Here is a 24548-nt window from a genome sequence, read left to right as displayed (position 1 = left end):
ATGTCACGGGTCAAGGAGTTCAACCTGCCCGACCTGGGCGAGGGCCTGACCGAGGGCGAGATCCTCGCCTGGCTGGTCAAGGTGGGCGACGACATCGAGCTGAACCAGCCGATCGTCGAGGTGGAGACCGCCAAGGCGGCGGTCGAGATCCCGGCGAAGTGGGCCGGCCGGGTGCAGGAGATCTTCCACCCGGAGGGCGCCACGGTCGAGGTCGGCGTGCCGATCATCGCGATCGACACCGACCCGGGCGCCGGGCCGTTGGAGCAGTCGACGACAGGTGCGCCGACGCAGGAGCTGCCGACCCCGTCGGCCGCGTCGCTGGCCGCGGTGGAGGTCGCGCCCGCCGAGGGCATGGTGGAGCCGGGCCTGATCGGCGGTGCCGCCCCGGGCGGGCGTACCGCTGTGCTCGTCGGCTACGGCCCGCGCAACGCGCCGGCCAAGCGCCGGCCGCGCAAGGGCGGCGTACCGGCGGCCGAGGCCGCGACACCGGCCCCGGCCGTTCCGGCGCCGGCCGCGCCGACACCCACGTCGACACCCGCACCGGCGGTGAACGGCAACGGCCGGGCCGGCGGGCCGGTGCTGGCCAAGCCGCCGGTCCGCAAGCTCGCCAAGGACCTCGGGGTCGACCTGGCCACGCTCACCGGTTCCGGTCCGCTGGGCTCGATCACCCGCGAGGACGTACAGCGGGCGGCGAGCGGGACCCCGGCGGCGGCCGAGCCGCTGACGGTCGCGGCCCCGGCCGCGTCGGCGGCGAGCTTCGGCGCGGACCGCGAGCAGCGCATCCCGGTGAAGGGGGTACGCAAGCTCACCGCGGAGAACATGGCCCGCTCGGCGTTCACCGCGCCGCACGTGACGGAGTTCCTGACCGTCGACGTGACCCGGGCGATGAAGGCGTTGGACCGGCTCCGGGACCGTCGCGAGTGGCGCGACGTCCGGGTCTCGCCGTTGCTGCTGGTCGCCAAGGCGGTGCTGCTGGCGGTCAAGCGGCACCCGATGGTCAACTCGACCTGGGCCGGCGACGAGATCGTGGTGAAGGAGTACGTCAATCTCGGCATCGCGGCGGCCACCGAGCGCGGCCTGATCGTGCCGAACATCAAGGACGCCGGCCGGCTCACGTTGCGCGAGCTGGCGGACGCGATGACCGGCCTGGTGCAGACCGCGAAGTCGGGGAAGACGTCCCCGGCGGACATGTCCGGCGGCACGCTCACCATCACCAACGTCGGCGTCTTCGGCGTCGACACCGGTACGCCGATCCTGCCTCCGGGCGAGTCGGCGATCCTCGCCTTCGGCGCGGTACGCCAGCAGCCGTGGGTGCACAAGGGCAAGGTGAAGCCGCGCCTGGTCACCACGCTCGGCCTCTCCTTCGACCACCGGATCGTCGACGGTGAGCTGGGCTCGAAGTTCCTGCGCGACGTGGGGGACTTCCTGGCCGACCCGGAGGCGGCGCTGCTCGCCTGGACCTGACGTACCACCGCTCCGGCAACGGCCGGTGTGCCATGGGTGAACGCCCGGCACACCGGCCGTTGCCGTTAGATCGTCGGCTCGAACGAGTTTGGACCTACGATCCTTAGGTACGTGGTTCAGCTCACCTTATAATCGATGGCATTCGACCACGATCTGCGCTTCAATGGAGACATCAAGGGGCTGACAACCGAATAGCCAGGAGGAGAGACCCAAGATGAGCATGATCGAGCGAATCCGCACCCGCCGCGACGCCAACCGCCGGGCCCGCGCCATCGAGCACGCGCTGCGTTCCGCCAACTCGCCCGCGGTCCGGGAAGAGCTTCTCGCCATCGCCCAGCGTCACCTCAGCTGACGCCACCGACCTTCCTCACCTCCTCCAGTTCGAAGGCCCGCCCGGCACGCCGGGCGGGCCTTCGGCGTTCCGCGTCGCCCGGCACCGGGATTCCACCTCGCCGCAGCGCCCGGTACGGTTGGCACGGTCGCCAATCGACTGTCTCCGGACCGATGCGGAAAGTGAAACTCATCGACGTCGCCCGGTGACCGTCGGTGACGACAGAGGTTCCCCGAGCGCCCCCGGGCGACCACCCGATACGGTGCGGGGAGCCCGCACGGCCGGTACCCGCCGGCGACGCGGCAGCCATGCCGACGGTCCCCGACCGGCATCGGCGGCCGACCTGTGATGGAGGAGGCGCACCCATGACGTCCGAGGCTCCGCACCGCCCCGGCCAGGAGCCGGGCGAGGTGTCGCCGGGCACCGGCGGACCGGTGCCGTACGGCGATCAGCCGGCGCAGCAGGACAACGGGTACAACGGCACACCCGACCTCGGCTGGGCACCGCCCCCGCCACCCGGTCGACCCGCCCCGTCGGCACCGGCCTGGGCCGACGACCAGCCACCCGCCTGGGCACCGCCCGCCGGCCAGCAGGTCACCGGTCGAGCGACCGCCCAGGTCCCGCCGAGCGCCGACCAGGGCGGTCATGCCCAGCAGCCCGCCTGGGGCGCATCCGAGCCGGGCGCACCGGCCTGGGCCGCCCCCGGACAGGGCGGGCCCGCGTGGCCCGCGGGCGAGCAGACCAGCCCGGACCGGGCCGCCGAACCGGCACCGCCGGCCTGGGCCGCCACGCCCCCGAACAGCCCCGCCGAACCCACGCCCCCCGCCTGGGCAGCCGAGCCGAACCGCCCCGCCTGGGGCGCGGGCGGCCCGCCCGGCGAGCAGCCGGCCTGGGCGCAGCCCGGCGACGCGCGCGACACCGGCTACGTCCCGGCGCCGGCCACCGTGCCGAACGAATCCTGGGTCACCCCCACCGGCCCGGACGACCCGCACCGCTCCGGGGGTTACGCTCCCGCCGCGCAGCAGAGCGACGACGCCGGCCACTCCGGCGGCTGGGCCGTCGGGGCACAGCCGGACGACCCGAGCCGCTCCGGCGGCTGGCCCCCGCGCGACGAGCAGCCCGGCGCGCAGCCGGACGACGCCAACCGCTCCGGCAGTTGGACCCCGCGCGACACCCAGCCGGCCTGGGCTCCGCCCGGCCAGCAGACCGGCGCCACATGGCCGCCGGCCGAGCCACCCGCCCGGGCCGCCGCCAAGGTCTCCGTGCCCGGCGCCGTCCGGCCGGACCAGACGTGGTCCACTCCGGAGCAGTCCGAACAGGACAGCCGCTCCGCCGGGTCCGAGGACGACCCGCACCGCTCCGGCGGCTGGAGCCGGGCCGGCGGACCGCCGCACGACGACCCGCCCCGCTCCGCCGACTGGCCCGCTCCGTCGGCCGACAACCGGGCCGGCGGCTGGGACGAGTCCACCCGGGACGACGACCCGGACCGTTCCGGCGGCTGGCCGGCGGGCGGACGCGCGCCCGCCCTGGCGGAGACCCCGCAGCCGGGCGGCTGGGCGCAGTCGGAGCAGCCACCGTCGGGCGGCTGGGCCCAGTCGGAGCAGCCGCCGTCGGGCGGCTGGAACGACGCCCCGGCCCTGCCGCAGCGTGGGGCCGGCGAGCAGGCCGGCGGTTGGAGCGGCGGCGCGGACGTGCCGCCGCAGCGGGAGCCCGAGCGGCCGACGGACGATCCGGCGCCGGCCGGCTGGGGCTCCGCCGCCGCGCCCGAGGCACCGGCCCGGGCCAGCGCCTCGGTGTCGACGCCGGACGCGCCCTCCGGCTGGGCCGTCAACCCCGAGCGGGCCCCCGAGCGTCCGGTCCTGCCGGACGCCGAGCCCTGGTCCCCCGCGGAGGCGTGGGGTCACGCCGACGGCGCCGGTCCGGCCCCGTCGCGCGGCTGGCAGCCCGCCGAGGACGGCCCGGCCTACCAGCCCGCGCCCGCGCCCGGTATCTCCCCCGGCAACGTGGTGCCGCTGCCCGCGCAGGGCCAGCGGGTGCCGGGCGCCGCCCTGGCCGCCTCGCCGCCCGCCGACCATCCGGCCGCCGCGCAGTTCGCGCCGGCAGAGCACGAGCCGGAGCGCGGTGACGCCGGTTGGGGCGCCGCCCGACCCGAGCCCGACGACCCGCAGTCGCCGGACGCCCCGGTCATTCCCGGCCCGCGTACGTCGCCCGAGGCGAGCGCGCCCGGCGCGGTCTCGGCGAGCGCGTCGGTGCCGGTGGCCAGCCGGGTCAGCCCGCCCTCCGACCAGCCGGTGCGTCCCACCGGCACCCCGACGCCCCAGCCCCGGGTCTACGGCCGGCCGGCCCGCCCGGAGCCCGAGGAGGCAGCCGGCCCGGACGAGGCACCGGGCTACCCCGGCCAGGACGGCCCGTCGGCCTTCACCGGAGCCCGGTCCGGGCCCGACGACGCACCCGGCTACCCCGGCTCGCCGTCCCGCCCGGACGACGTACCCGGCTACTCCCGGCCGGACAGCCCGCACGGCTATCCCGGACCGCAGTCGCGGCCCGACGGCCCGCCGGGCTATCCCGGCCAGGACGGTCCGCACGGCTATCCCGGCCAGGACGGTCCGTCCGCCTTCGCGGGGCCGCAGGCGGGATCGGGCGACGCGGCCGGCTACCCCGGACCGCAGTCGCGGTCCGGCGAGGACGACCCGCGCGGGTACGGCGACGCGCCGTCGTCACCGGCCGGCCCGTCACCGTTCCCGGTCGGCGTGCCGTCGTTCGTGGACCCGCCCGGCAACAACCGTCCCGCCAACGGCGTACACCCGCACGACGGCGAGCAGACCGGCGGGCCGCGCGACCCGTTCGGCGGTCCCGGCGGCCAGCCGAGCGCGTTCGGCGGGCCCGGCGGTCAACCGGGCACCTACGGCAGCCCGGCGGGCCACCCGGACGCGTTCCCCGGGCCCGGCGGTCGTCCCGAGCCGTTCGGCGGCCCGCCGGACCCGTTCGGTGCGCCGGCCGCCGGTGGACGCGCCTCGGTCGCCGTGCCGGGTCAGGGTGAGCCGGGTGGCTTCCCGCCGCCTCGGCAGGCCCCACCGGCGTGGTCGTCCGACGACGACCCGGCCGGTGACCCGGCGCAGGGCCGGTTCGACGCATTCAAGCCGGACGCCGAGCCGCAGACCGAGGCGCCGGCGCCGAAGGTACGCAACGGCCGGGTGCTGGCCGCCGTGCTTGTCGCGGCCGTGCTCATCCTCGCCGTGCCGCTCGGCCTGCTCACGCTGCTCGGCAAGATCGACGGCGGCGACAAGCCGGCGGGCTTCGACCCGGCGGTCGGCACCTGCATCAAGCAGTCCGGCGAGAGCGCCGTCGCCACGGACTGCGGGCAGCCGGGCGCGTTCACCGTCGTGTCGAAGGTGGACAACAAGGACAAGTGCGCCGACCTGTCCCAGCCCACGGTCGTCCTTCAAGGCGACGGCACCAACCGGGTGCTCTGCCTGAAGCCGTCCGGCCAGTAACGCCTGACGCGAAGCGCCCGTCCCGTCCGGGGCGGGCGCTTCGCGCTGCGGTGTGCGGTTGGTCAGACGCGCCCGGCGACCTGGGCGACGAACGCCCGCCAGGACGCCGGCTCGAAGGCAAGTGCCGGGCCGGACGGGTCCTTGCTGTCCCGCACGCCGACGACACCGGGGAGGTTGTCGGCCACCTCCACGCAGGCCCCTTGGTTGCTGCCGCTACGGGTGCTCTTACGCCAGTGCGCGCCAGTCAGGTCCATGACTTTGCCACTTCCGTTATCAGCTCGGTGGACTGTTGCAGGGTCAGCGCCTCGGCGAGGATGGCTTCCCATTGCTCGCGCAGGGCCGCTACCTCGTCGGCCCGCTCGACCACCTGACCCCGTAGTCGGTTGTCGAGGTAGCCCACGTCAACCAAGTCCGCCCGGGTCGCGACGACAAACGGCCCGTCGAGGCCAGCGTACGCGCCGACCCCTTGACATGGCAGGTTGCGAAGACTGAACACCCAACGCGAAGCGCCCGCCCAGCTCGGGGACGGGCGCTTTCGCATATCTGTGGTCAGTCGCGCTCGGCAACCTGGGCGACGAACGCCCGCCAGGCCTGCGGCGCGAAGACCAGCGCCGGCCCGGTCGGGTCCTTCGAGTCCCGCACGCCGACGACGCCGGAAAGGTTGTCCGCGACCTCGACGCAGTCGCCGCCGTTGGAGCTGCTACGGGTGCTCTTGCGCCACTGTGCGCCGGTCAGGTCAGCCATGATCTTGCCTCTAGAAAGTCGATGGTCTGGCGGCGCGGAAGTGCCACCGACCGCAGCGTATCCCAGATGGTCCAGAGAGGGGCGACGTCGTTCGTGAGCCGTCCCGCGGCCTGGTCGTCTAGGTAGGCGACGTCGCCGTCGTCGGTTGTGGCAATGACGAACGGCCCGGCCTGGCCGGCGTGAATACCGGCGTCCAAGGGCAGCACGTGCACCAAGACGTTAGACCGTCGCGCCATCGCCGCCAGGTGGTCAAGCTGCGGGTGCATGACGTCGGGATCACCGCGACGCAGCGCAAATTCATCGATCACCGCGACGAAAAGCGGAGGCTTCCGCCGGTCGAGGACGGCCGCCTGCCGCTTCATCCGTGTCTCGACGTAGCCGGCGACCTCTTCCGGCCCGAGGAGGCCGCTAGCCAGCACGACCGCCGCATACTCCGGCGTCTGGAGTAGGCCGGGGATCACGGCGACCTGAAAGGAGCGGAGCGCGGTCGCTTGGAGTTCCGTCTCCACCCAAGGCCGCAGCCACGCCGGCTCGCGTCGCTTCAAAACGTCCGGCCAAATGTCCCCCACCTCACGCCCGAGCGCGGTCGCTGCGGCGGAACGGTGCCGCGGGTGCGGGACGCGGCCGGGCGTGACCCACCGTGCGACCGTCTTCGGATCTACCCCGACCTGCTCGGCGAGGCCTTCGACGGTCTGGCCCGCGTCAGCAAGTGCCGCACGTAGCGCTTGGTTCACGGTCACCTCCTGATTGGACGTCTATGACGTCTCAAGAACATATATCTACGGGGTGTAGCCGTCTAACTTCAACGCGCGATGGTGCCTTGTAGACGGCGCGGCCGGCAGGGACCACCCGAAACCCGGCGGCCGTGTCAGTCAGGGGACCGCCTCGTCGGGCAGGCACCAGCGCGGGGCGGTCCCTCTTCCAGGTCCCACCGATGGGAGGAGAACTGCCCATGCCCGAGAAAAAGCCGAACCTCGATCCGCCGCCGGCCCCGCCGTCGGTCCGGCCGAACCGTTCCGTCGTCACGCTGGCTCTCGTCGCTGGACACGACGCGACCCGGCGACGGCCGGTGACCGCGCCGGGTCGCCGCCGGCCGGAGGGGCTGGCGCTGCGTGCTGGCGACGTCCTGCACCTGACCCGGGTGGCGTCGCCGCAGTTCGCCCGGCCGATCAGGGTTCGGCTGATCCGCATGCTGGACTGGACGACGTACGACGGGTGGCTCTGGGTTGATGTCTACCAGCTCGGTCCGGACGGCAATGCGACCGCCCGCCGGTCCCTGTTCATGCGCCGGGCCGGGGTTCGCATGGTGGCCCCGCCGCCTGTGTCGCAGCGCCGGCCGCGTACCGGCGCTCTTGTCTGATGGCCCGCCGCCCTGGCCCCGCCGACCACGTCCCGTCGCGACCCACCTGGCGCTGCCGCGCGTGTGGGGTGGCCTGGCCGTGCTCCACGGCGAAGCTGAACCTCCTCGCGAAGTACCGCCAGCGGAAGGCCGAGCTGAAGGCGGACCTCCTGGCCCAGCAGGAGACCGCTGCCGACGACCTGGCCGAGCTGGACGGCGGCAGACGCCCGGCGGGCCTCGAAGACCGCTTCACCGCGTGGGTCGAACCACGCGGCTGACCTCGCCGGCTGACAGCCCGTTCGCCGCGGACCACACCGCACCTCGGCCGTCCTGAGCCTCGGCAAATCAGTGTCACGCACACCTCTCCCGTCGCCCGTCGCGCTGGCGGTGCTCCGCTCGTGCGGCACGATGGGGGGATGAGCGCACGAGTACGGGCACCCGAGCTGCGCGGTCGCGGCTGGCTGAACACCGGCGGCGCGGCCGTCACGCTGGCCGACCTGCGCGGCAAGATCGTCTTATTGGATTTCTGGACCTTCTGCTGCATCAACTGCCTGCACGTGCTCGACGAGCTGCGTCCGCTTGAGGAGAAGTACGGCGACGTGCTTGTCGTGATCGGCGTGCACTCGCCGAAGTTCGAGCACGAGAAGGACCCGGACGCGCTGGCCGCCGCCGTCGAGCGGTACGGCGTGCACCACCCGGTGCTCGACGACCCCGAGATGGACATGTGGCAGCAGTACGCCGCGAAGGCCTGGCCGACCCTCTCGGTGATCGACCCCGAGGGGTACGTGGTCGCCACCATGGCCGGCGAGGGGCACGCCGAGGGGCTGGCCCGGCTCATCGACGACCTGATCGCCACGCACGACGCGAAGGGCACGCTGCACCGGGGCGACGGCCCGTACGTCCCGCCGCCCCTGCCGGAGACGGCGCTGCGCTTTCCCGGCAAGGCCGTCCCGCTCGACGGCGGCAACCTGCTGGTCTCCGACTCGGCCCGGCACTCCCTGGTCGAGCTGGCCCCGGACGGGGAGACGGTGGTCCGCCGGATCGGTGCGGGCGGCCGGGGCCGGACGGACGGCCCGGCCACCGGCGCCACCTTCGCCGAGCCGCAGGGGCTCTGCCTGCTGCCCCCACACGTGGCCGAGGTCGCCGGTTACGACCTGGTCGTCGCGGACACGGTCAACCACCTGCTGCGCGGCGTACGGCTGTCCTCCGGTGAGGTGGTCACGGTGGCCGGCACGGGGCGGCAGTGGCGCTCGACCGTCGACGACCACGCGCACGACGCGCGTGCGGTCGACCTCTCCTCCCCGTGGGACGTGGCCTGGTACGACGACCGGGTGATCGTGGCGATGGCCGGCATCCACCAGCTCTGGTGGTTCGACCCGATCCGGCGGACCGCCGGCATGTACGCCGGCACCACGGTCGAGGCGCTGCGCGACGGCCCACTGCCGGACGTCTGGATGGCGCAGCCCTCGGGGCTGTCGGTCTCGGCCGACGGTTCCCGGCTCTGGGTCGCCGACAGCGAGACGAGCGCGATCCGCTGGGTGGCCGACGGCGTGATGCACACCGCCGTCGGTCAGGGCCTGTTCGACTTCGGGCACGTGGACGGTCCGGCCGACCAGGCGTTGCTCCAGCACCCGCTGGGCGTGTGCGCGCTGCCGGACGGCTCGGTGCTGATCGCGGACACGTACAACGGCGCGGTGCGCCGCTTCGACCCGGCTACCGGTCAGGTCGGCACCGTGGCCGACGGGTTGGCCGAGCCGAGCGACCTGGTGGTGACCACCGAGGGCGAGGTGCTTGTGGTCGAGTCGGCCGCGCACCGGTTGACCCGGCTGGCGCCGGGCGCGCTGACCGCGGCCGGCGCGAGCACGGTGGCGGGTCCGCGGCTGCGGCTGGAGCGCAGGCCCACCGACGTGGCGGCCGGTGAGCTGACGCTCGATGTGATCTTCACGCCGGCGCCGGGGCAGAAGCTCGACGAGACGTACGGGCCGTCGACCCGGCTGGTGGTCTCGGCGTCCCCGGCGGAGCTGCTGGTCGAGGGCGCCGGCACGACCACCGACCTATCCCGCCGGCTGGTGATCGACGGCGACGTGGCGCAGGGGGTGTTGCAGGTGACCGCCCAGGCGGCGACCTGCGACGCCGACGTCGAGCACGCCGCGTGCCACCTGACCCGGCAGGACTGGGGCGTGCCCGTCCGGGTGGTCGCCGGTGGTGCCACCCGTCTCCCCCTGGTGCTGCGCGGCCTCGACGAGGCGTGAGCCGACGGGTGTTAATAGGGGCCCCCGCCTATGCAGAATGCGTTAAAAGGGGCCCCCTCCTTTCACGCGAACGGAGTGAGCGTGACCCCAGCGTCGACCAACGCCGCGCGCACCAGCTCCGCGCACCGCACCGCACCAGGCGTGTCCCCGTGCAGGCAGATCGACTCCACCGGGCAGGGGACCACGGTGCCGTCGACGGCGACCACGGTCCGCTCGACGGCCATCCGGACCGCCCGCACGGCGACCTGCTCCGGGTCGGTCACCAGCGCGTTCGCGGCGCTACGTGGCACCAACGCGCCGTTGGGCAGGTAGTTGCGGTCGGCGAAACCCTCGGCCACCACCCGCAGACCGGCGCCGGTGGCGAGTTGGGCCAGCACGGTGCCGGGCTGGCAGAGCACCGGCAGCTCGTGGTCGTACCCACTGATCGCCGCGACCAGCGCGGCGGCCTGCGCCTCATCGCACGCGGCGGCGTGGTAGAGCGCCCCGTGCGGTTTCAGGTAGCGCACCCGGGTGCGATAGAGCCGGCAGAAGGCGTCGAGCGCCCCGAGCTGGTAGAGCGTCTCGTCGCGCAGCTCGGCGAAGTCGTACGCGATGTGCCGCCGGCCGAACCCGGCGAGGTCCCGGTAGCCGACCTGCGCGCCGATCGCGACGCCGCGTTCGGCGGCGGCGGCGCAGACCCGGTGCATGGTGGGCGCGTCACCGGCGTGGAAACCGCAGGCCACGTTGGCGGAGCTGATCAGCCCGAGCAGCGCCTCGTCGTCACCGAGCCGCCAGCTCCCGAATCCTTCGCCGAGGTCAGCGTTGAGGTCCATGGAACCTCACCGTAGTGCCTGGGCGGGCCTGGGCGAGCGGCGCCACGTCCCGCACCACCGCGATCACCGGGTAGCCGCCGGTGGTGGGGTGGTCGGCCAGGAAGACAAGTGGTTGGCCGTCCGGCGGGACCTGCACCGCGCCGAGCACCAGGCCCTCGCTGGGGAGTTCGCCGGCGACCGCGCGGGGCAGGGCGACGCCGGCCAGCCGCGCGCCGACCCGGTTGCTGTCCGGGGCGACGGTGTACGCGGCGCGGCGCAGCACGTCGAGCGCGGCCGGGGTGAACCAGTCCTGCCGGGGGCCGGGTTCGACCTCGAGCCACAGCTCGGTGGGCACGGGTCGGGTGACGGTGAGGTCCACCGGCGCCGGCGGGCCGACCGGGGCGGCCAGGGGCAGCCGGTCCCCGTCGCGTAGCGGCGGCGGGCCGAGGCCGGAGAGCGTGTCGGTGGACCGGCTGCCGAGCACCGGTTCGACCGCGATCCCGCCGCTGACCGCCAGCCAGGTACGCACCCCGGCGCGGGCCGGGCCGACCCGCAGCACCGCCCCGGCGGGCAGCGACAGCGGTCGCCCCACGTCCCCGGGCCGCCGCCCGACCTGCACGTCGGCCGGGGCGCCGGTGAGCGCGACGGTGACCGCCCGGGTGAGGCGCAGCGCGCAGCCGGTCAGGGTGATCTCCAGGCCGGCGGCGTGCTCCGGGTTGCCGACGAGCCGGTTGGCCAGGCGCAGGGCGGCCGGGTCGAGCGCGCCGGAGCGGGGCACGCCGAGGTGGGCCCAGCCGGGTCGGCCCTGGTCCTGCACGGTGGTGAGCGCGCCGGCCCGCAGCACCTCGATCATGACGGCTCCACCAGTCGGACCCGGGTGCCGGGGGTGAGCCGGGCGGGCGGGTCGGCGTGCACGTCGAAGAGGGGCATGTCGGTGCGCCCGACCAGCAGCCAGCCGCCGGGCGACGCGGCGGGGTAGATCCCCGCGTACGGGCCGGCGAGCGCGACCGAGCCGGCCGGCACCCGGGTACGCGGGGTGGCGAGCCGTGGTACGGCCAGCTCCGGCGGCAGCCCGGTGAGGTACGCGAAGCCGGGCGCGAAGCCGCAGAACGCGACCCGGAACTCGGTGCGCCGCAGCCGGTCGATCACGGCCGGCACGTCGACGCCCCAGTGGTCGGCGACGGCGGGCAGGTCCGCACCGTCGTACGCGGTGGGCACCCGGACCTCGGCGGTTTCGGTGCCGGCCGCGGCGCTCCGGGGTTGCCAACCGGCGATCCGCGCGGCGGTGGCGGTGGCGTCGGGCACGCCGTCGAGCAGCACGGTGACCGCGGCCGGGACGATGTCGTCGGCGGTCAGGTCGCCGGCCGCCCGGCGTCGCCACAGCTCGGCGCGCCACGCTTCGACCTGGTCGGGGTCGTCGCAGTCGAGCAGCAGGGCGTGTGCCCCGACGGGCTGGATCCGCATCCGGTCATCCTCGCGTCAGCGGACGTGACGGTCCACACTACTTGCAAGTAACCTACGGTGTCGTAACCTGTTGAGGTGACCACCTCCGCACCGCTCCGGCTCCGGCCGGTCGACATCGGAAAGCCGCGGATGCGCGGCTGGCTCCACGCGTACGCGTTCTTCGCCGCGCTCGTCTGCGGCATCGTGCTGTGCTCCATCGCCGCCACCCGCCCCGGCTGGGCGCCGCTGGTGAGCTGCCTGATCTACAGCCTCACCGTGTGCGGGCTCTTCGGCACCAGCGCGCTCTACCACAGACGGGTCTGGTCCGAACGCGGCTACCAGATCATGCGCCGGATGGACCATTCGATGATCTTCGTGTTCATCGCCGGCACCTACACGCCGTTCTGCGTGCTGCTGCTCGCCCCCCGGCACGCCACGGTCATGCTCAGCCTGGTGTGGGGCGGCGCGCTGGCCGGCGTCGCGGTCAAGATGATCTGGCCGCACGCGCCGCGCTGGGTCTCCGCCCCGCTCTACCTGGCCCTCGGCTGGGTGGCGGTGACCATGCTGCCGCAGATCCTGCACGGCGGCGGCGTCACCGCGCTGGTGCTGCTGAGCGTGGGCGGCGCCATCTACAGCGTGGGCGCGGTGTTCTACGCGCTGCGCCGGCCCAATCCCTGGCCCACCGTCTTCGGCCACCACGAGTTCTTCCACGCGTGCACCCTGCTCGCGGCGATCTGCCACCACATCGCGATCTACTTCGCGTTGTTCGCCTGACCGCCGCGGCCGGGCCGGACGTGCGCGAAGGCCCCGCGTCGTTGCGGGGCCTTCGGGTCCGGGGGACGGGTCAGACCGGGTAGCCCGAGCCCGGGCGGCGCACCTCGCGGTATTCCTCGCGCACGACCCGGTCGCCCTGCACCGGCACGACCGGCTCCGCGACGACCTGCTCGCGCACCGGCGCGGCGACCACCCGGCGACGGTTGTTCCAGAAGAAGAGCGTGGTGATCAGCCCGACGAGCCCGGCGAGCATGAGCACCCAGCCCACCACGTTGAGGTTCAGCCAACCCAGGTTGGCGTCGACGGCGAACGCGAAGATCGCGCCGACCGCGATCAGGAAGATGCTGGCACCGATGCCCATGACGTCGCCTCCTTGGCGTCCTGCTGGCGTTCCTGCCCGCCGCGGCCATGGATAGAGGTAGCGGCACACATCGACATACCCAGGCGCTCCGATCGCCAATCAGGCAAGCTGGGCGGATGACGGACGGCAGGAACGAACGGCGGACGCTTGTGCTGTTACGGCACGCCAAGGCCGAACAGTCCCGCCAGGGCCCGGACGCGGAACGGCCGCTCACCGCCCGGGGTCACGCCGACGCCGCCGCGGCGGGCGCCTGGCTGGCCCGGCACGAGCTGCTGCCCGACGTGGTGCTCTGCTCGCCGGCCCGACGCACCCGGCAGACCTGGCACGGCGTGGCCCTGGGCATGACGGGCGCCCCGCCCGAGGGCGGTCCGGCGGGGTCGACACCCGTGGTGCGGTACGAGCCGGCCGCGTACGAGGCGCGCCCGGACGATCTGCTGGAGCTGGTCCGGACGGTCGACCCGGGAGCCGGCACGGTCCTGCTGATCGCCCACAATCCGGGCATCTCGCTGCTCTCGGCCCTGCTCGACCCCGCACGGGCGGATCCCGACGGTCTGCGCACCACAGACATCGTGGTGCACCACCCCACCACCCCGTGGCCCACCCTCTCCCCCCACGCCCCCCTCACCGCCCGCCACACCGCCCGCGGTTGAGGTGCAAGGCGGGGGCCCTTCTTAACGCCTGCGGTATAGGCGGGGCCCCCTATTAACACCAGCCCGGGTGGGCGCGCGGCGTCAGCCGGGTGGGTGGGCGCGCGCGGCGTCAGGACGGCGGGGCCGTCGGCGGCGGCGGGTCGGGTGGCGGCGGCATCATCGCGGTCGGGTGCGAGAGCCGGTTCTCCTCCACGATGAGGGTGCGGGCGCGCTTGCGGCGGTCCTGCCAGAACCACAGCGTGGTCAGCAGGACACCCAGCCCGGCCAGGATGAAGACCCAGCCGACCGCGCGCAGGTCGATCCACCAGACGTTGGCCCGGACGGCGAAGGTCATGATCGCGCCGAGCGCGATGAGAAAGATGGCGCTGCCAATGCCCATGTGCGCTGCACTCCCCCGTGCGGTGGCCCTTGGGCGTACTCCGGTCGTGGTCCGCGACGGGTTACCCGCCCACCGGCCGCACTCACCACCCGGGGTGGCACCAACGACGACGGCCGGTGGGCTGTCGCCCACCGGCCGTCGAGGTGAAAAGGGTGATGAGGCTTAGAACGCCTCCTCCGGGAGGTCCATGATCTCCAGGTCGGCGCCCTCGATGATCCGCCGATCGGCGCCGATGCGGGGCAGCACCTCACGGGCGAAGAACCGGGCGGCGGCCACCTTACCGGTGTAGAACGCCTTGTCGGTGGCGGAAACCTCACCGGCGAGCGCCTTCAACGCCACGTCCGCCTGCTTCTGGAGCAGCCAGCCGACCACCAGGTCGCCGATCGCCAGCAGGAACCGGCGGCTGCCCAGGCCGACCTTGTAGAGCGCGCGGGCGTCGCCGGCCTGTGCCTCGCCCAGCCAACCGGTCATCACCCCGACGATGGCCTGGATCTCGGCGAGCGCCTTGCCGAGCGCCAGCCGCTCCTCCTTGAGCTGGCCGTTGCCGGCCTCGGAGGTGATGTGCTCCTGGATCTCGCCGGCGACCGCCATGAGGGCCTTGCCGTTGTCCCGGACGATCTTCCGGAAGATCAGGTCGAGGCTCTGGATGGCGGTGGTGCCCTCGTAGAGCGTGTCGATCTTGGCATCCCGGACGTACTGCTCCAGTGGGTAGTCCTGGAGGAAGCCGGAGCCGCCGTACGTCTGGAGCGCCTCGTGACCGAGCAGCTCGTACGCCCGCTCCGAGCCGACGCCCTTGACCAGCGGAAGCAGCAGGTCGTTGACCCGCTTGGCCAGTTTGGTGGCCTTCTCGTCGCCGGCCGCCTCGGCGATCGCGACCTTGTCCTGCCAGCCGGCGGTGTAGCAGACGAGCGCCCGCAGGCCCTCGGCGTACGACTTCTGCATCAGCAGCGAGCGGCGCACGTCCGGGTGGTGGGTGATGGTCACCCGCGGGGCGGTCTTGTCGGCCTGCTGGATCAGGTCGGCGCCCTGCACCCGGTTCTTGGCGTACTCGAGCGCGTTGAGGTAGCCGGTGGAGAGCGTGGCGATGGCCTTCGTGCCGACCATCATCCGGGCGTACTCGATGATCATGAACATCTGGCGGATGCCGTCGTGCTTCTCGCCGAGCAGCCAGCCCTTGGCCGGTACGCCGTGCTCGCCGAAGGTCACCTCGCAGGTGTTGGAGACCTTCAGGCCCATCTTGTGCTCGACGTTCGTGGCGTAGACGCCGTTGCGCTCGCCCAGCTCGCCGGTCTCGGCGTCGAAGTGGAACTTCGGCACCACGAAGAGGGACAGGCCCTTGGTGCCGGGGCCGCCGACACCCTCCACACCGACCGGGCGGGCCAGCACGTAGTGGACGATGTTGTCGCTCAGGTCGTGCTCACCCGAGGTGATGAAGCGCTTGACGCCCTCGATGTGCCACGAGCCGTCCGGCTGCGGGACCGCCCGGGTGCGGCCGGCGCCCACGTCCGAGCCGGCGTCCGGCTCGGTCAGCACCATCGTCGAGCCCCACTGCTTGTCGATGAACAGGCGGGCCCACTTCTTCTGCTCCTCGGTGCCCTCGACGTGCAGCACGTGCGCGAAGGACGGGCCGGAGGCGTACATCCAGACCGGGGCGTTGGCGCCGAGCACCAGCTCGGCGAGGGACCACCAGAGGGCGCGCGGGGCGTTCGTGCCGCCGAGGGCCTCGGGCAGGTCGAGCCGCCAGAACTCCGAGTCCATGAACGCCTGGTACGACTTCTTGAACGACTCCGGCAGCGGCGCGGTGTGCGTCGCCGGGTCGAAGACCGGCGGGTTGCGGTCGCTGTCCGAGTAGCTGGCGGCCAGGTCTTCGCGGGCCAGGCGGTCGACCTCGGAGAGGAAGCTGCGGGCGGTGTCGACGTCCAGGTCCGTGTACGGCTCCTGGCCGAACGCCCGGTCCGCCCCGAACACCTCGAACAGGTTGAACTCGAGGTCCCGAAGGTTGCTCTTGTAGTGGGTCATGCTCGCTGGCCCCGCTTCCGGACAGGTGTTACCGATCAGTAACTCCAGACTGTATTACTCACCGGTAGGCAACGACAAGCCGATGACGGAAGTGACAGCGATTACACACCTCCCGTTCACCCGTCGGCGGCGCCGACCTCCCAGCTCGGCACCGGTGCGCCGGCCGCGCTGCGCGGCCCGGCGTATTCCATCAGGACCAGCGCGATGTCGTCGTCGAGGCGACCGTGCACCCATTCGACCAGGGCGGTTTCCAGCGAGGCGAGCCCGTCACCGACCGTGCCGTGGCCGAGCAGACGCCACGCCCGGTCGGCGGTCGGGAAGAACTCCCCGTCCCGCCGGGCCTCGCCCAGCCCATCGGTGAACAGCAGCAGCCGGTCGCCCGGCTCGAGCCGCTCCACCCGGGGCCGGACCACGGGCATGAAGCCCAGCGGTGGCGCGGGGGCCGGCGGCTCCAACGGGATCACCGCGCCCCGGCGCAGCAGCAGCGGCGCCGGATGTCCACAGTTGACGATGGTGAGCGTGCCGCCCCGCTCCTCGATCAGCGCGGCGGTGACGAAGTCCTCGTCGCCGACGTTGCGGGCCACCGCCCGGTCCAGGTCGGTCACCACCGCGCGCAGGTCGGCCCGCTCGTACGCCACGTGCCGGTACGAGCCGAGCACGATGCTGGCCAGCCGGACCGCGTCCAGCCCCTTTCCCCGTACGTCGCCGATGATCATGCGGACGCCGTACGGGGTGTCCATCACCTCGTAGAGGTCGCCGCCGATCTCGGCGGTGGCCGTGGATGAGATGTAGCGCGCGGCGACCGCAAGCGTGCCGACCTGCGGACCGAGCGGGCGCAGCACCGCCTGTTGGGCGACCGCGGCGAGCCGGGACAACTCCCCGATCCGCTCCGCCTGGCGTTGCCGGATCGCCGCCGTGGCGGCGGCGATGGCGGTGGCCAGCACGATCGCCGCCACGCTCACCCCGGTCGCCAGCGAGCATCTCGGCTCGGCCGCGGCGAAGGCGGCGGCGGCCACCGTGGCCAGCGCACCCACCGCGAGCACCACCCGCCAGGACGCGAGCGCGCCGGCGAGCACGGGCGCGGCGGCCATCAACGCGAGATAGTGCACCGACCGGCCGTCGGCGGCCTCCGCGGCAGAGACGATCGCGAGCAGCACGAGAGCCGCGCCGAGGCCGGCGCGGGATCCGGGGCTCAGCGGGCCGTGGCCCGGCTGAAAGGGTCGCGTACGTACATCCGACAGCATGCCTGATGGACGTGAAGCGGAGAATGAACCTCGGCCGTCCGTCGCAGAAGTTCTGCCGGAGAGGCCGATCAGCCGAGAACCTCGTACCGGACGTCAACCTCGCCGAGACCTGTCGAGGCGATGGCCGCGAACGCGGCGCGGGACAGATCGATACAACGACCATCGATGTACGGACCGCGGTCGTTGATCCGGACCACCACGGACTTGCCGTTGGCCGGGTTGGTGACCCGGACCTTCGTGTTGAACGGCAGCGTCTTGTGCGCGGCGGTCAGCGCGTCCGGGTTGAAGGTCTCGCCGTTCGCGGTCATCTGGCCCTCGTCGTAGAAGGACGCGCCGCAGGAGCCGCTGTCCACGACCTTCGGGGCGGCGGTCTTCTTCTTCGTCGCGGTGGGCTTCGGCGCCACGGTCCGGACCTTGCCGCGGGACGCCGGCTGCGTACGGGTCGGCTTCGGGCTCGGGCTGGCCTTCGGCGACGCGCTGAGGCTCGCCGAGGCGGACGCGCTCGGCGACGGCGCGGCGGAGGTGGGGGCGAGGGTGCTGGGCGGGGCCTGCGCCACGGCCGGCTGGGCGGGCGGCTCGGCGGCGGTGAGCTGCACCGCGCCGACGGTGCCGCCGACCGCGAGCGCCACGCCGACGGCCGCGGTGGCGGCGATGCCGGCGGGCGAGGAGAGCAATCTGCGGGTACGAAGGTGCCTAGCAGCCACCGGGCCCGGTCCTTTCGTCGGTGGAACAAAAACCGGCCCGGACCGTAACGAGAGAAGCACTTCCGAAGTCAACGTGATCATGATGCTATATCCGCATTTACCCTGGTACGTGTAGCCGATCAAGCCACCACCGCTGGGCCGAACGGTGGACGGTGTGCAGGATGAGAGACGTGCTGATCCGTCGCCTGGTCGAGTCGTTCCGGTGGGTCGACCCCGGACCGGAGAGCAGCCACCTGGTCAGCGACCTCTCCGGCTGGTGGCGCGACGCCCGCCTGCTCGCCCAGGTCGGGCCGGCGCTGGCCGGTCTCTTCTCCGACGCGCGCCCGACCGTGGTGATCGCCCCGGAGGTGACCGGGCTGCTGCTCGGCCCGCTGGTCGCGGTCGCCGCCGACGCCGGGTTCCTGCCCGCGTACAAGGATGGCGGTGAACGTCGCCGGGTCGGACCGATGCGGTGGGCCGAGACCCCGCCCGACCACCGCGGGCAGCGGCTCCGCATCGGCGTGGACCGTCGGCGGCTCGGGCCGGACGACCGGGTGCTGCTGGTGGACGACTGGGTCGACACCGGGGCACAGCTCGACGCGCTGCACCGGGTGGTCCGGGACAGCGGCGCCCACCTGGTCGGCGCCGCCGCGTTGGTGGCGACCTGTCCACCCGCCGTGGCCGAACGCCTGCGGCTGCGCGCCCTGCTGACCGGCGACCAGCTCCCCGGCCAGGCGTGACCTCGGGGCCCCTGACCCGGGCTCGGGCGTGCCGTAGCCTCGGCGGAATGTGGCCCCGCATCGACGGACTGCGCGCGCTCGCCCTCGGCACCCCCGGCGAGCTGCGCACCCGCCTGAACACGCTCGCGCTCTCCGGCGAGAAGACCGCGACCGCCGGCCTGACCGGCGAGTACGCGCAGGAGAACGAGGAACTGGAGCACGTCGGCGAACGGCTGGCCCTGGTCGACGACCACGACGCGCTGGTCGGCATCGTGGAGATCACCGGCGTCGAGGTGGTGCGCTTCGCCGACGTGCCCTGGGACTTCGCCCGCTCCGAGGGCGAGGGAGACCGGTCGATCGAGGAGTGGCGGGCCGGTCACGGGGCCTACTGGGCCCGACAGGGCACCCCCGTCACGGACGACAGCGAGATCGTCTGCCTCCGCTTCCGGCTGGTCTCCGCCGAGGGCCGCGTCGGCACCTGAGGTGTTAGGAGGGGGCCCCGCTTATGCAGAAAGCGTTAAGCGGGGCCCCCTCCTAACACCTAGCGCAGCTCGGGCAACAGCGCCGCCGCCTCGGCCAGCACCGCCTCGTCACCGGCGTACCAACTGCTTGCCCGGGGCCAGTGCGTCATCACGTCGGTGAAGCCCAACCCGGCCGCGCGCTCCACCTGCTCCGCGAAGAAGTCGGCGCTGGTCAGGGAGAACACCGGCGCCGAGTCGAGCGAGAGGTAGCGATCAAGCGTGGCCGGGTCCCGACCCGCCTGCTCCAGCGTCCGCGTCATCCGGTCGGACAGGTCCGCCACCGTGCCCCACCAGCTCTCCAGGTCGTCGCCGCCGAGACCGGTGGTCACCCAACCCTGCCCGAACCGGGCCACCAGCCGCATCGAGCGCGGCCCGTTCGCGGCCACCACGAACGGCACCCGGGGCTGCTGGACACAGCCCGGGTTGTTGCGGGCGTCCACCGCGGCGAACCACTCCCCGCGCCAGGTCGTGCCGTCCTCCCGCAGGATCAGGTCGAGCAGCTCGGTGAACTCGGCGAACCGGTCGACCCGCTGCCGCGGCGGCAGCGTCTCCCCGCCGAGCACCGCCGAGTCGAAGCCGATGCCGCCCGCGCCCAACCCGAGCAGCACCCGCCCGCCGGAAACGTCGTCGAGCGCGGTCACCTGCCGGGCGAACGCCGCCGGATGGCGGAAGTTCGGCGAGGCGACGAGCGTGCCCAGCCGGACGCGGGCGGTCACCGTCGCCGCCGCGGTGAGCGTCGTCCACGAGTCGAACCAGGGCCCGTCGACCAGGTCACGCCAGCCGAGGTGGTCGTAGGTCCAGGCGTGGTCGAAACCCCACTCGTCCACCTGCGCCCACCGCCGCCGCGCCTCCGACCACCGCTGGTCCGGCAGGATCACGATGCCAATCCGCATGATCGCCAGGGTACGGCCCGGGCCGGACCCGCCGGCCCGGGCCGGCGGGTCACGCCGTCACGTCGGCCACCACGCAGGCGACGTTGTCCGGCGCGCCCGCCGCGTACGCCAGATCGACCAACCGCCCGACGGCGGTCTCCGGGTCGTCCGCGCCGGCCAGCGCGGCGTGCAACGCGCCGGGGTCGACCACCGCGGAGAGCCCGTCCGAGCAGAGCAGGTAACGGTCACCGGACAAGGCGGTACGCAGTGCCAGATCCGCCTCCACCTCGGCGCCCGCGCCGAGCGCCCGGGCCAGCAGTGCCCGCTGCGGATGCGCCCCCGCCTCGGCCGGCGTGAGCCGCCCCTGGTCGACCAGGGTCTGCACGTACGTGTGGTCCTGGGTGAGCCGGGACAACTCGCCGCCCCGCAGCAGGTACGCGCGGGTGTCCCCGACGTGCACGAGGGCGAGCCGGGTGCCGCGCCGCACGATCGCGGTGAGCGTACTGGCCGGCCGGTCGACGTCGGTGGCCCGCGCGCGGACCGCCCGGTCGGCCCGGGACACGGCGTCGGCAAGCGCGGCCAGCAGGTCGGCGGCCGGCACGTCGGCCGACTCCAGCGACCGCAGCGCGTCCACCGCGTCGGCGCTGGCGTCCGCCCCGCCGGGACCGCGTACGCCGTCGGCGACCGCGAGCAGCGTGCCGCTGGCGTACGCGACGTCCTCGTTGGAGTCACGGACGGTGCCGGTCTCGCAGCGCGTCGCGTACCGGAAGGTGTGCTCGGACATGGTGGTGCCCCTCTCGCTGAGCTGGTCGACGAGGAGCGCGACGGCCCGGCCGCGGGCCGCGGTGTCCGCGCTGACCCGCCGCCACCAGGCGTCCAGCGCCTCGACGGCGGCCTCCGGCGGCAGGCCGCAGACGGTCCGGATCTCCGCCAGCGGCATCCCGGCCCGGCGCAGCGCGGCGATCAGCCGGGCCCGGTCGAGCTGCTCCGGCGCGTAGTAGCGGTAGCCGGAGTGCGGGTCCACGGCGGCCGGCGGCAACAGCCCGCAGTCGTCGTAGACCCGCAGTGCCTTGGCGGTCAGGCGGGCCGCGCGGGCGAACGCCCCGATGGTCAGCAGCCGCACGTCGCTCTCCTCCTCGCGCCGACCCGGGTGGCCGGCCCGGACCACGCTGGGCCCTGCCGCAGGGGCCGGGTCAAGCCAGCTTCGCCAGCATCCGCCCGAGGTGCGGCTCGACCGTGCCGGCCGGCGCGTCGGCCACCTCGGCCGGCGTCCACCACCGGACGCCCCGGAACTCCACCGGATCCGGGGTGAGCCGCTGGTCCCGACCGGCGGTCAGCACATACCAGAGACTGACGTCGGTGTGCCGGCTCTCGGGCGGGCCGACCGTCTCCGTGACGGTGAGGAAGGCCGGTCGCTCCCCGAACGGCGGCGCGAAGACCGCCGGCACACCCAACTCCTCCCGCAGCTCGCGGCGGACCGTGCGCACCGGGTGCTCGCCCGGCTCGACGTGACCGCCGCTGGGCAGCCACATGCCGGCGTTGCGGTGGTCGACAAGCAGCACCGCGCCGTCGGACGGGTCGCGGAGCAGGAAGTAGGCGACCAGGTGCGGCGACGGGGTGCGCGGCTTGGCCCGGCGGAAGATGTCCGCCGTGCCGGCCAGCCACGCCAGCGTCGCCTCCCGGTGCCGCGCCTCCCACTCGTCGCCCGGCGTCAGCCCTTCGACCAGGGCCCGGATCTCGTCCCGCATGCCGCCGATAGTGCCAGCGGGGTACGACGCCGGCGGGCGCGCCCGCTTAGCCTGGCACGGTGCCGGAACTCGAACGCCTCGCCGCCCACCACGCGCCCGCCGTGCTGCGCTTCGAGCGGGAGAACCGGGAGTACTTCGCCCGATGGATACCCGACCGGGGCGACGACTACTTCGCCGACTTCGCGGCCCGGCACGCGGGCCTGCTCGTCGAGCAGGCCCGCGGCACGTGCCGCTTCCACGTGCTGACCGACGACGACGGCGCGGTGCTCGGCCGGTTCAACCTGGTCGACGTGGCCGACGGCAGCGCCGAGCTGGGCTACCGGGTGGCCGAGCGCGCCGCCGGCCGCGGCCTGGCCCGACACGGCGTACGGCGCGTCTGTGAACTGGCCCGCGAGGAGTACGGGCTGCGCCGGCTGGTCGCCGACGCGGCGCTGGCGAACCCGGCGTCGTTGGCGGTGCTCCGGCGTACCGGGTTCGTGCCGGCCGGCGAGGTCGACTTGGGCGGGCAGCCCGGCCGGCGGCACGTCCTCGAACTGGGCTCACACCCGTACGAGGAAGGCGGGCAGCGCATTCCGTAAGCAAAGGCCCTGCTCAAGACTCGCGTCCTGACCAGGGCCGTCCCGCCTGATGGTCGAGCGTGGATGGAGCCGGTTGACGCCACGGCTACAGACCATTGTTGACCCCTGCTGACCGGCTCATCGGGCACGGGCCGGGCACGGCGTGCGGGGGTGCAGGTCCACTTTGTGCCGTCAGCTACACTGAGTGGCGGTGCGACCTACGGCCAGTCTTCCGGATGGTCTCGGGCTAGATGCTGTCTAGCCCGGTACCCCCCGGAAGAGAGGATGCGTATGAAAGCGCCGGGAGAGAATGACCAGGAGTCGAGCGCCCTTGTGGCGCTGGCCCTGGTCTGCGATCTGGTCGCCAGCTTTAACGAGGCGGCGGCCAGCAGCGACGAACCCGGTTTGACCGGGCTCGTCCTGCTGGTCCTGGTGGTGGCGCTCGTCAACGGTCTGCGAAACTGAACGACGAGAACCTAGGTCACACCAACACATCACGGTCGGGGGCTGCGTGGAACTTCGCGTGGCCCTCTTCCCTTGTCTGAACTTGGTAGTCCTAACCTCTACTAAGATAGCACGCAAGACAACATAGATGAGGTTATGCAAGTCCTTGCCATCCCGTCGGCCTTCGTCCGCACCACGGTGGAGCAGGTGGGGCTGCCCGGTCAAGGTGGAGCACCCCACCGTCTGAACGACCTTGACCGGGCAGGCCCCACCTGCTCGGCTCTGCCCGGACGGAGGTCGTCGGGATGGCACCACCATCCCAGAGCGCCCGAGCGCCCCGCCGGAGGCACTGTCCGTGTCTCGATCAACTTCAAGCCCCGGAACTGTCATCGATCATGGCGGCCCGGGGCTTCTTCGTATGTCGTGCCGCCGGCGGGCTGTCACCGCGTGCCGGCGGCCGAAGGCCAGAGGCGCGGCGGCGGGCCGACAGGCCCGGCCCAGGTTCGGCGGCGCGCGCGGCCTGCGAAGCGGGCCGCCTTGAAGACGTATAGAAAGTTCTCACCAGCCATGGGTCAATCACATGGGTCAATCACACGCAGGCAGTCAGGCAGTCCGGGCCTCCGCTTCCCGCCTGCCGCTGGCCGCACATGTCAGGGAATATCAAGTGGAGAGGGCCTCCTGACGGTCTTAGGCTAACCGCCGTGACGATAAAGGAGATCTTGGTCGCCTTCACCGCCGGCGACTCGCCAGCGCTCGGCAACATCTGGCGGATCACGGCCAAGAAGAGCGACTTCTACCTTGATCCACATGCCACCGTGGAAGCATTCCATCTCTCCGCGCACGGGCCCAACGGCGATCACCCCGACGGGCACCGCTTTCACGTGCGGGTTGACCGCAAAGCCGCCGCCGCCATTCAGGCGCAAGGGGACTTCATCAGCCACAAGATCCCCCGCAAAGGTCGTGCCTTAAACGGTGAGGAACTTGCGCCTGGGGTCTTTCGCATCGCCCGCATCCGTTGGTTGTGGGATCTTCAGCGGCCCCGCTTCCGGCAAGCCGCCAGGTTGCCCGGCCCCCTGCCGGACGTCTCAAGCAATCGATCGGCAGCGAGGCTCTCGAGGATTCTTGCGCCAAACCGAGCCGCCGATCTTGACCTTATTGTTTCCTACAATGAGCCCTACTGGCCCGATGAGCGGAACTCGCTGCGGGACAAGGCGCGGCTCGGCCCGTTGCGCAACGAATCCGGCATGTGGCTCACTGCGACCTCCTATCAGCGCTCCCAGACCGCGCATCCGACACCGGAAGGACTGGCGCTTCCGCTCCCGAAGCCCGGCGAAGATCCCAACCGGATCATGGGAGGAGCACCCGAGGATGGTGCAGCAGGTGACATGTATTGGTTCGTTGAAGGGGTGACCTCACGGCAGTTCATCGAAGCGTCCCGGTCAGAGCAGGAGGGCTAGAAAGGAGCGCGACGCGCACGTCGCGGACGCGCTCAGCTCCCAGATCACGCAGAGCTAGGATCGGGCACGTGCGGGCACGGCCAGCGCAAGAAGCAGTAGCAACGACTGAGGCCCCAGCTAGGAAACTTGTCCTGAGCTGGGGCCTCGCGCTGGAGCGGGTGACGGGAATCGAACCCGCACTGTCAGCTTGGGAAGCTGATGTTCTGCCATTGAACTACACCCGCAGGCGGCACCACTGTACCTGAGGTCACCATCCCCGTGC

28 protein-coding genes and 1 tRNA gene are annotated in these 24548 nt (G+C 73.0%); 13 read left to right on the top strand and 16 right to left on the bottom strand.

Going from position 1 to position 24548, the window contains the following annotated elements; all coding sequences use genetic code 11:
- From O7619_RS04405 to O7619_RS04395, 3 genes are all read left to right on the top strand, one after another.
- The gene (locus O7619_RS04405; RefSeq protein ID WP_282288664.1) at positions 1-1464 is read left to right on the top strand and encodes a dihydrolipoamide acetyltransferase family protein; all 1464 of its coding nucleotides are present in this window, start codon (positions 1-3) and stop codon (positions 1462-1464) included.
- Between the two features lie 214 nt (positions 1465-1678).
- Positions 1679-1816, top strand: a complete 138-nt coding sequence (locus O7619_RS04400) for a hypothetical protein (protein ID WP_176730560.1) — start codon at positions 1679-1681, stop codon at positions 1814-1816.
- Positions 1817-2160: 344 nt separating this feature from the next.
- On the top strand, positions 2161-5289 hold the full coding sequence (locus tag O7619_RS04395; RefSeq protein ID WP_282285849.1) for a hypothetical protein: 3129 nt from the start codon (positions 2161-2163) through the stop codon (positions 5287-5289).
- 62 nt (positions 5290-5351) lie between these two features.
- Here O7619_RS04395 and O7619_RS04390 read toward each other — a convergent pair whose 3' ends face one another.
- Genes O7619_RS04390 through O7619_RS04375 form a run of 4 tightly spaced genes read right to left on the bottom strand, consistent with a single transcriptional unit; the run spans position 5352 to position 6767 of the window.
- A complete protein-coding gene (locus O7619_RS04390; protein WP_282285848.1) occupies positions 5352-5543 on the bottom strand; it encodes a DUF397 domain-containing protein in 192 nt (63 codons plus the stop codon).
- Positions 5534-5830 carry a Scr1 family TA system antitoxin-like transcriptional regulator gene (locus O7619_RS04385; RefSeq protein ID WP_282285847.1) on the bottom strand — a complete coding sequence of 99 codons (297 nt, stop codon included), beginning with the start codon at positions 5828-5830 and terminating at the stop codon, positions 5534-5536. The genes O7619_RS04390 and O7619_RS04385 overlap by 10 nt, the downstream gene beginning before the upstream one ends.
- 8 nt (positions 5831-5838) lie before the next feature.
- Positions 5839-6033, bottom strand: a complete 195-nt coding sequence (locus O7619_RS04380) for a DUF397 domain-containing protein (protein ID WP_282285846.1) — start codon at positions 6031-6033, stop codon at positions 5839-5841.
- Positions 6021-6767, bottom strand: coding sequence for a helix-turn-helix transcriptional regulator (locus O7619_RS04375; protein ID WP_282288663.1), 747 nt, complete (start codon positions 6765-6767; stop codon positions 6021-6023). The genes O7619_RS04380 and O7619_RS04375 overlap by 13 nt, the downstream gene beginning before the upstream one ends.
- A gap of 218 nt (positions 6768-6985) precedes the next feature.
- On the opposite strand from O7619_RS04375, the gene O7619_RS04370 reads away from it, so the two are divergent.
- The 3 genes from O7619_RS04370 (at position 6986) to O7619_RS04360 (ending at position 9624) form a co-directional block, all read left to right on the top strand.
- Positions 6986-7393: a hypothetical protein gene (locus O7619_RS04370; protein WP_282285845.1), complete on the top strand. Its 408-nt coding sequence runs from the start codon at positions 6986-6988 to the stop codon at positions 7391-7393.
- Positions 7393-7650: a flavin reductase gene (locus O7619_RS04365; RefSeq protein WP_282285844.1), complete on the top strand. Its 258-nt coding sequence runs from the start codon at positions 7393-7395 to the stop codon at positions 7648-7650. The genes O7619_RS04370 and O7619_RS04365 overlap by 1 nt, the downstream gene beginning before the upstream one ends.
- A 138-nt stretch (positions 7651-7788) precedes the next feature.
- On the top strand, positions 7789-9624 hold the full coding sequence (locus O7619_RS04360; protein ID WP_282285843.1) for an NHL domain-containing thioredoxin family protein: 1836 nt from the start codon (positions 7789-7791) through the stop codon (positions 9622-9624).
- Positions 9625-9686: 62 nt separating this feature from the next.
- On the opposite strand, the gene O7619_RS04355 is transcribed toward O7619_RS04360, so the two are convergent.
- The 3 genes from O7619_RS04355 to O7619_RS04345 are packed head-to-tail and all read right to left on the bottom strand — an operon-like array spanning position 9687 to position 11879.
- A complete protein-coding gene (locus O7619_RS04355; RefSeq protein WP_282285842.1) occupies positions 9687-10436 on the bottom strand; it encodes a 5-oxoprolinase subunit PxpA in 750 nt (249 codons plus the stop codon).
- Positions 10420-11268, bottom strand: a complete 849-nt coding sequence (locus O7619_RS04350) for a biotin-dependent carboxyltransferase family protein (RefSeq protein ID WP_282285841.1) — start codon at positions 11266-11268, stop codon at positions 10420-10422. The genes O7619_RS04355 and O7619_RS04350 overlap by 17 nt, the downstream gene beginning before the upstream one ends.
- Positions 11265-11879 carry an allophanate hydrolase subunit 1 gene (locus tag O7619_RS04345; protein WP_282285840.1) on the bottom strand — a complete coding sequence of 205 codons (615 nt, stop codon included), beginning with the start codon at positions 11877-11879 and terminating at the stop codon, positions 11265-11267. The genes O7619_RS04350 and O7619_RS04345 overlap by 4 nt, the downstream gene beginning before the upstream one ends.
- Before the next feature lie 75 nt (positions 11880-11954).
- On the opposite strand from O7619_RS04345, the gene O7619_RS04340 reads away from it, so the two are divergent.
- Entirely contained in the window at positions 11955-12632 is a 678-nt protein-coding gene (locus O7619_RS04340; protein WP_282285838.1) for a hemolysin III family protein, read from the top strand.
- Between the two features lie 70 nt (positions 12633-12702).
- On the opposite strand, the gene O7619_RS04335 is transcribed toward O7619_RS04340, so the two are convergent.
- Complete coding sequence (locus O7619_RS04335) at positions 12703-12993, bottom strand: DUF6458 family protein (protein WP_282285835.1); 291 nt, start codon at positions 12991-12993, stop codon at positions 12703-12705.
- 116 nt (positions 12994-13109) lie between these two features.
- On the opposite strand from O7619_RS04335, the gene O7619_RS04330 reads away from it, so the two are divergent.
- Positions 13110-13643 (top strand): histidine phosphatase family protein, encoded by a 534-nt coding sequence (locus O7619_RS04330; protein WP_282285833.1) that lies wholly within the window; start codon positions 13110-13112, stop codon positions 13641-13643.
- A gap of 109 nt (positions 13644-13752) precedes the next feature.
- Here O7619_RS04330 and O7619_RS04325 read toward each other — a convergent pair whose 3' ends face one another.
- The 4 genes from O7619_RS04325 to O7619_RS04310 form a co-directional block, all read right to left on the bottom strand.
- Positions 13753-14022 carry a DUF6458 family protein gene (locus O7619_RS04325; protein ID WP_281585703.1) on the bottom strand — a complete coding sequence of 90 codons (270 nt, stop codon included), beginning with the start codon at positions 14020-14022 and terminating at the stop codon, positions 13753-13755.
- Between the two features lie 162 nt (positions 14023-14184).
- The gene (locus tag O7619_RS04320) at positions 14185-16041 is read right to left on the bottom strand and encodes an acyl-CoA dehydrogenase (protein ID WP_282285830.1); all 1857 of its coding nucleotides are present in this window, start codon (positions 16039-16041) and stop codon (positions 14185-14187) included.
- A gap of 116 nt (positions 16042-16157) precedes the next feature.
- Entirely contained in the window at positions 16158-17285 is a 1128-nt protein-coding gene (locus O7619_RS04315; RefSeq protein WP_282285828.1) for a PP2C family protein-serine/threonine phosphatase, read from the bottom strand.
- A 68-nt stretch (positions 17286-17353) separates the two neighbouring features.
- On the bottom strand, positions 17354-17989 hold the full coding sequence (locus O7619_RS04310; protein ID WP_282285827.1) for a septal ring lytic transglycosylase RlpA family protein: 636 nt from the start codon (positions 17987-17989) through the stop codon (positions 17354-17356).
- Positions 17990-18150: 161 nt separating this feature from the next.
- On the opposite strand from O7619_RS04310, the gene O7619_RS04305 reads away from it, so the two are divergent.
- Together O7619_RS04305 and O7619_RS04300 are read left to right on the top strand one after the other, a co-directional pair.
- Entirely contained in the window at positions 18151-18708 is a 558-nt protein-coding gene (locus O7619_RS04305; RefSeq protein WP_282285826.1) for a phosphoribosyltransferase, read from the top strand.
- Between the two features lie 47 nt (positions 18709-18755).
- The gene (locus tag O7619_RS04300) at positions 18756-19169 is read left to right on the top strand and encodes an ASCH domain-containing protein (RefSeq protein ID WP_282285824.1); all 414 of its coding nucleotides are present in this window, start codon (positions 18756-18758) and stop codon (positions 19167-19169) included.
- 59 nt (positions 19170-19228) lie between these two features.
- Here the strand turns inward: O7619_RS04300 and O7619_RS04295 are convergent, their stop codons facing one another.
- From O7619_RS04295 to O7619_RS04285, 3 genes are all read right to left on the bottom strand, one after another.
- On the bottom strand, positions 19229-20101 hold the full coding sequence (locus tag O7619_RS04295; protein WP_282285822.1) for an LLM class flavin-dependent oxidoreductase: 873 nt from the start codon (positions 20099-20101) through the stop codon (positions 19229-19231).
- Between the two features lie 49 nt (positions 20102-20150).
- Complete coding sequence (locus O7619_RS04290) at positions 20151-21203, bottom strand: MerR family transcriptional regulator (RefSeq protein WP_282285820.1); 1053 nt, start codon at positions 21201-21203, stop codon at positions 20151-20153.
- Between the two features lie 70 nt (positions 21204-21273).
- Entirely contained in the window at positions 21274-21828 is a 555-nt protein-coding gene (locus O7619_RS04285; RefSeq protein WP_282285818.1) for an NUDIX domain-containing protein, read from the bottom strand.
- 59 nt (positions 21829-21887) lie between these two features.
- On the opposite strand from O7619_RS04285, the gene O7619_RS04280 reads away from it, so the two are divergent.
- The 3 genes from O7619_RS04280 to O7619_RS04270 all read left to right on the top strand — a co-directional run bounded on the left by O7619_RS04280 (position 21888) and on the right by O7619_RS04270 (position 24286).
- Positions 21888-22406 (top strand): GNAT family N-acetyltransferase, encoded by a 519-nt coding sequence (locus O7619_RS04280; RefSeq protein WP_282285817.1) that lies wholly within the window; start codon positions 21888-21890, stop codon positions 22404-22406.
- Between the two features lie 264 nt (positions 22407-22670).
- Positions 22671-22850 carry a hypothetical protein gene (locus O7619_RS04275; protein ID WP_282285816.1) on the top strand — a complete coding sequence of 60 codons (180 nt, stop codon included), beginning with the start codon at positions 22671-22673 and terminating at the stop codon, positions 22848-22850.
- Positions 22851-23530: 680 nt separating this feature from the next.
- The gene (locus O7619_RS04270) at positions 23531-24286 is read left to right on the top strand and encodes a hypothetical protein (protein WP_282285815.1); all 756 of its coding nucleotides are present in this window, start codon (positions 23531-23533) and stop codon (positions 24284-24286) included.
- Positions 24287-24436: 150 nt separating this feature from the next.
- Here O7619_RS04270 and O7619_RS04265 read toward each other — a convergent pair.
- Positions 24437-24510: transfer RNA gene (locus O7619_RS04265), tRNA-Gly, on the bottom strand.
- Between the last annotated feature and the right edge of the window lie 38 nt (positions 24511-24548).

This window comes from Micromonospora sp. WMMD998, from assembly GCF_029581235.1.
Lineage (GTDB): Bacteria > Actinomycetota > Actinomycetes > Mycobacteriales > Micromonosporaceae > Micromonospora.
Note: the sequence above shows the minus strand (reverse complement) of the source record. Positions and strands in the feature narration are given on the sequence as shown.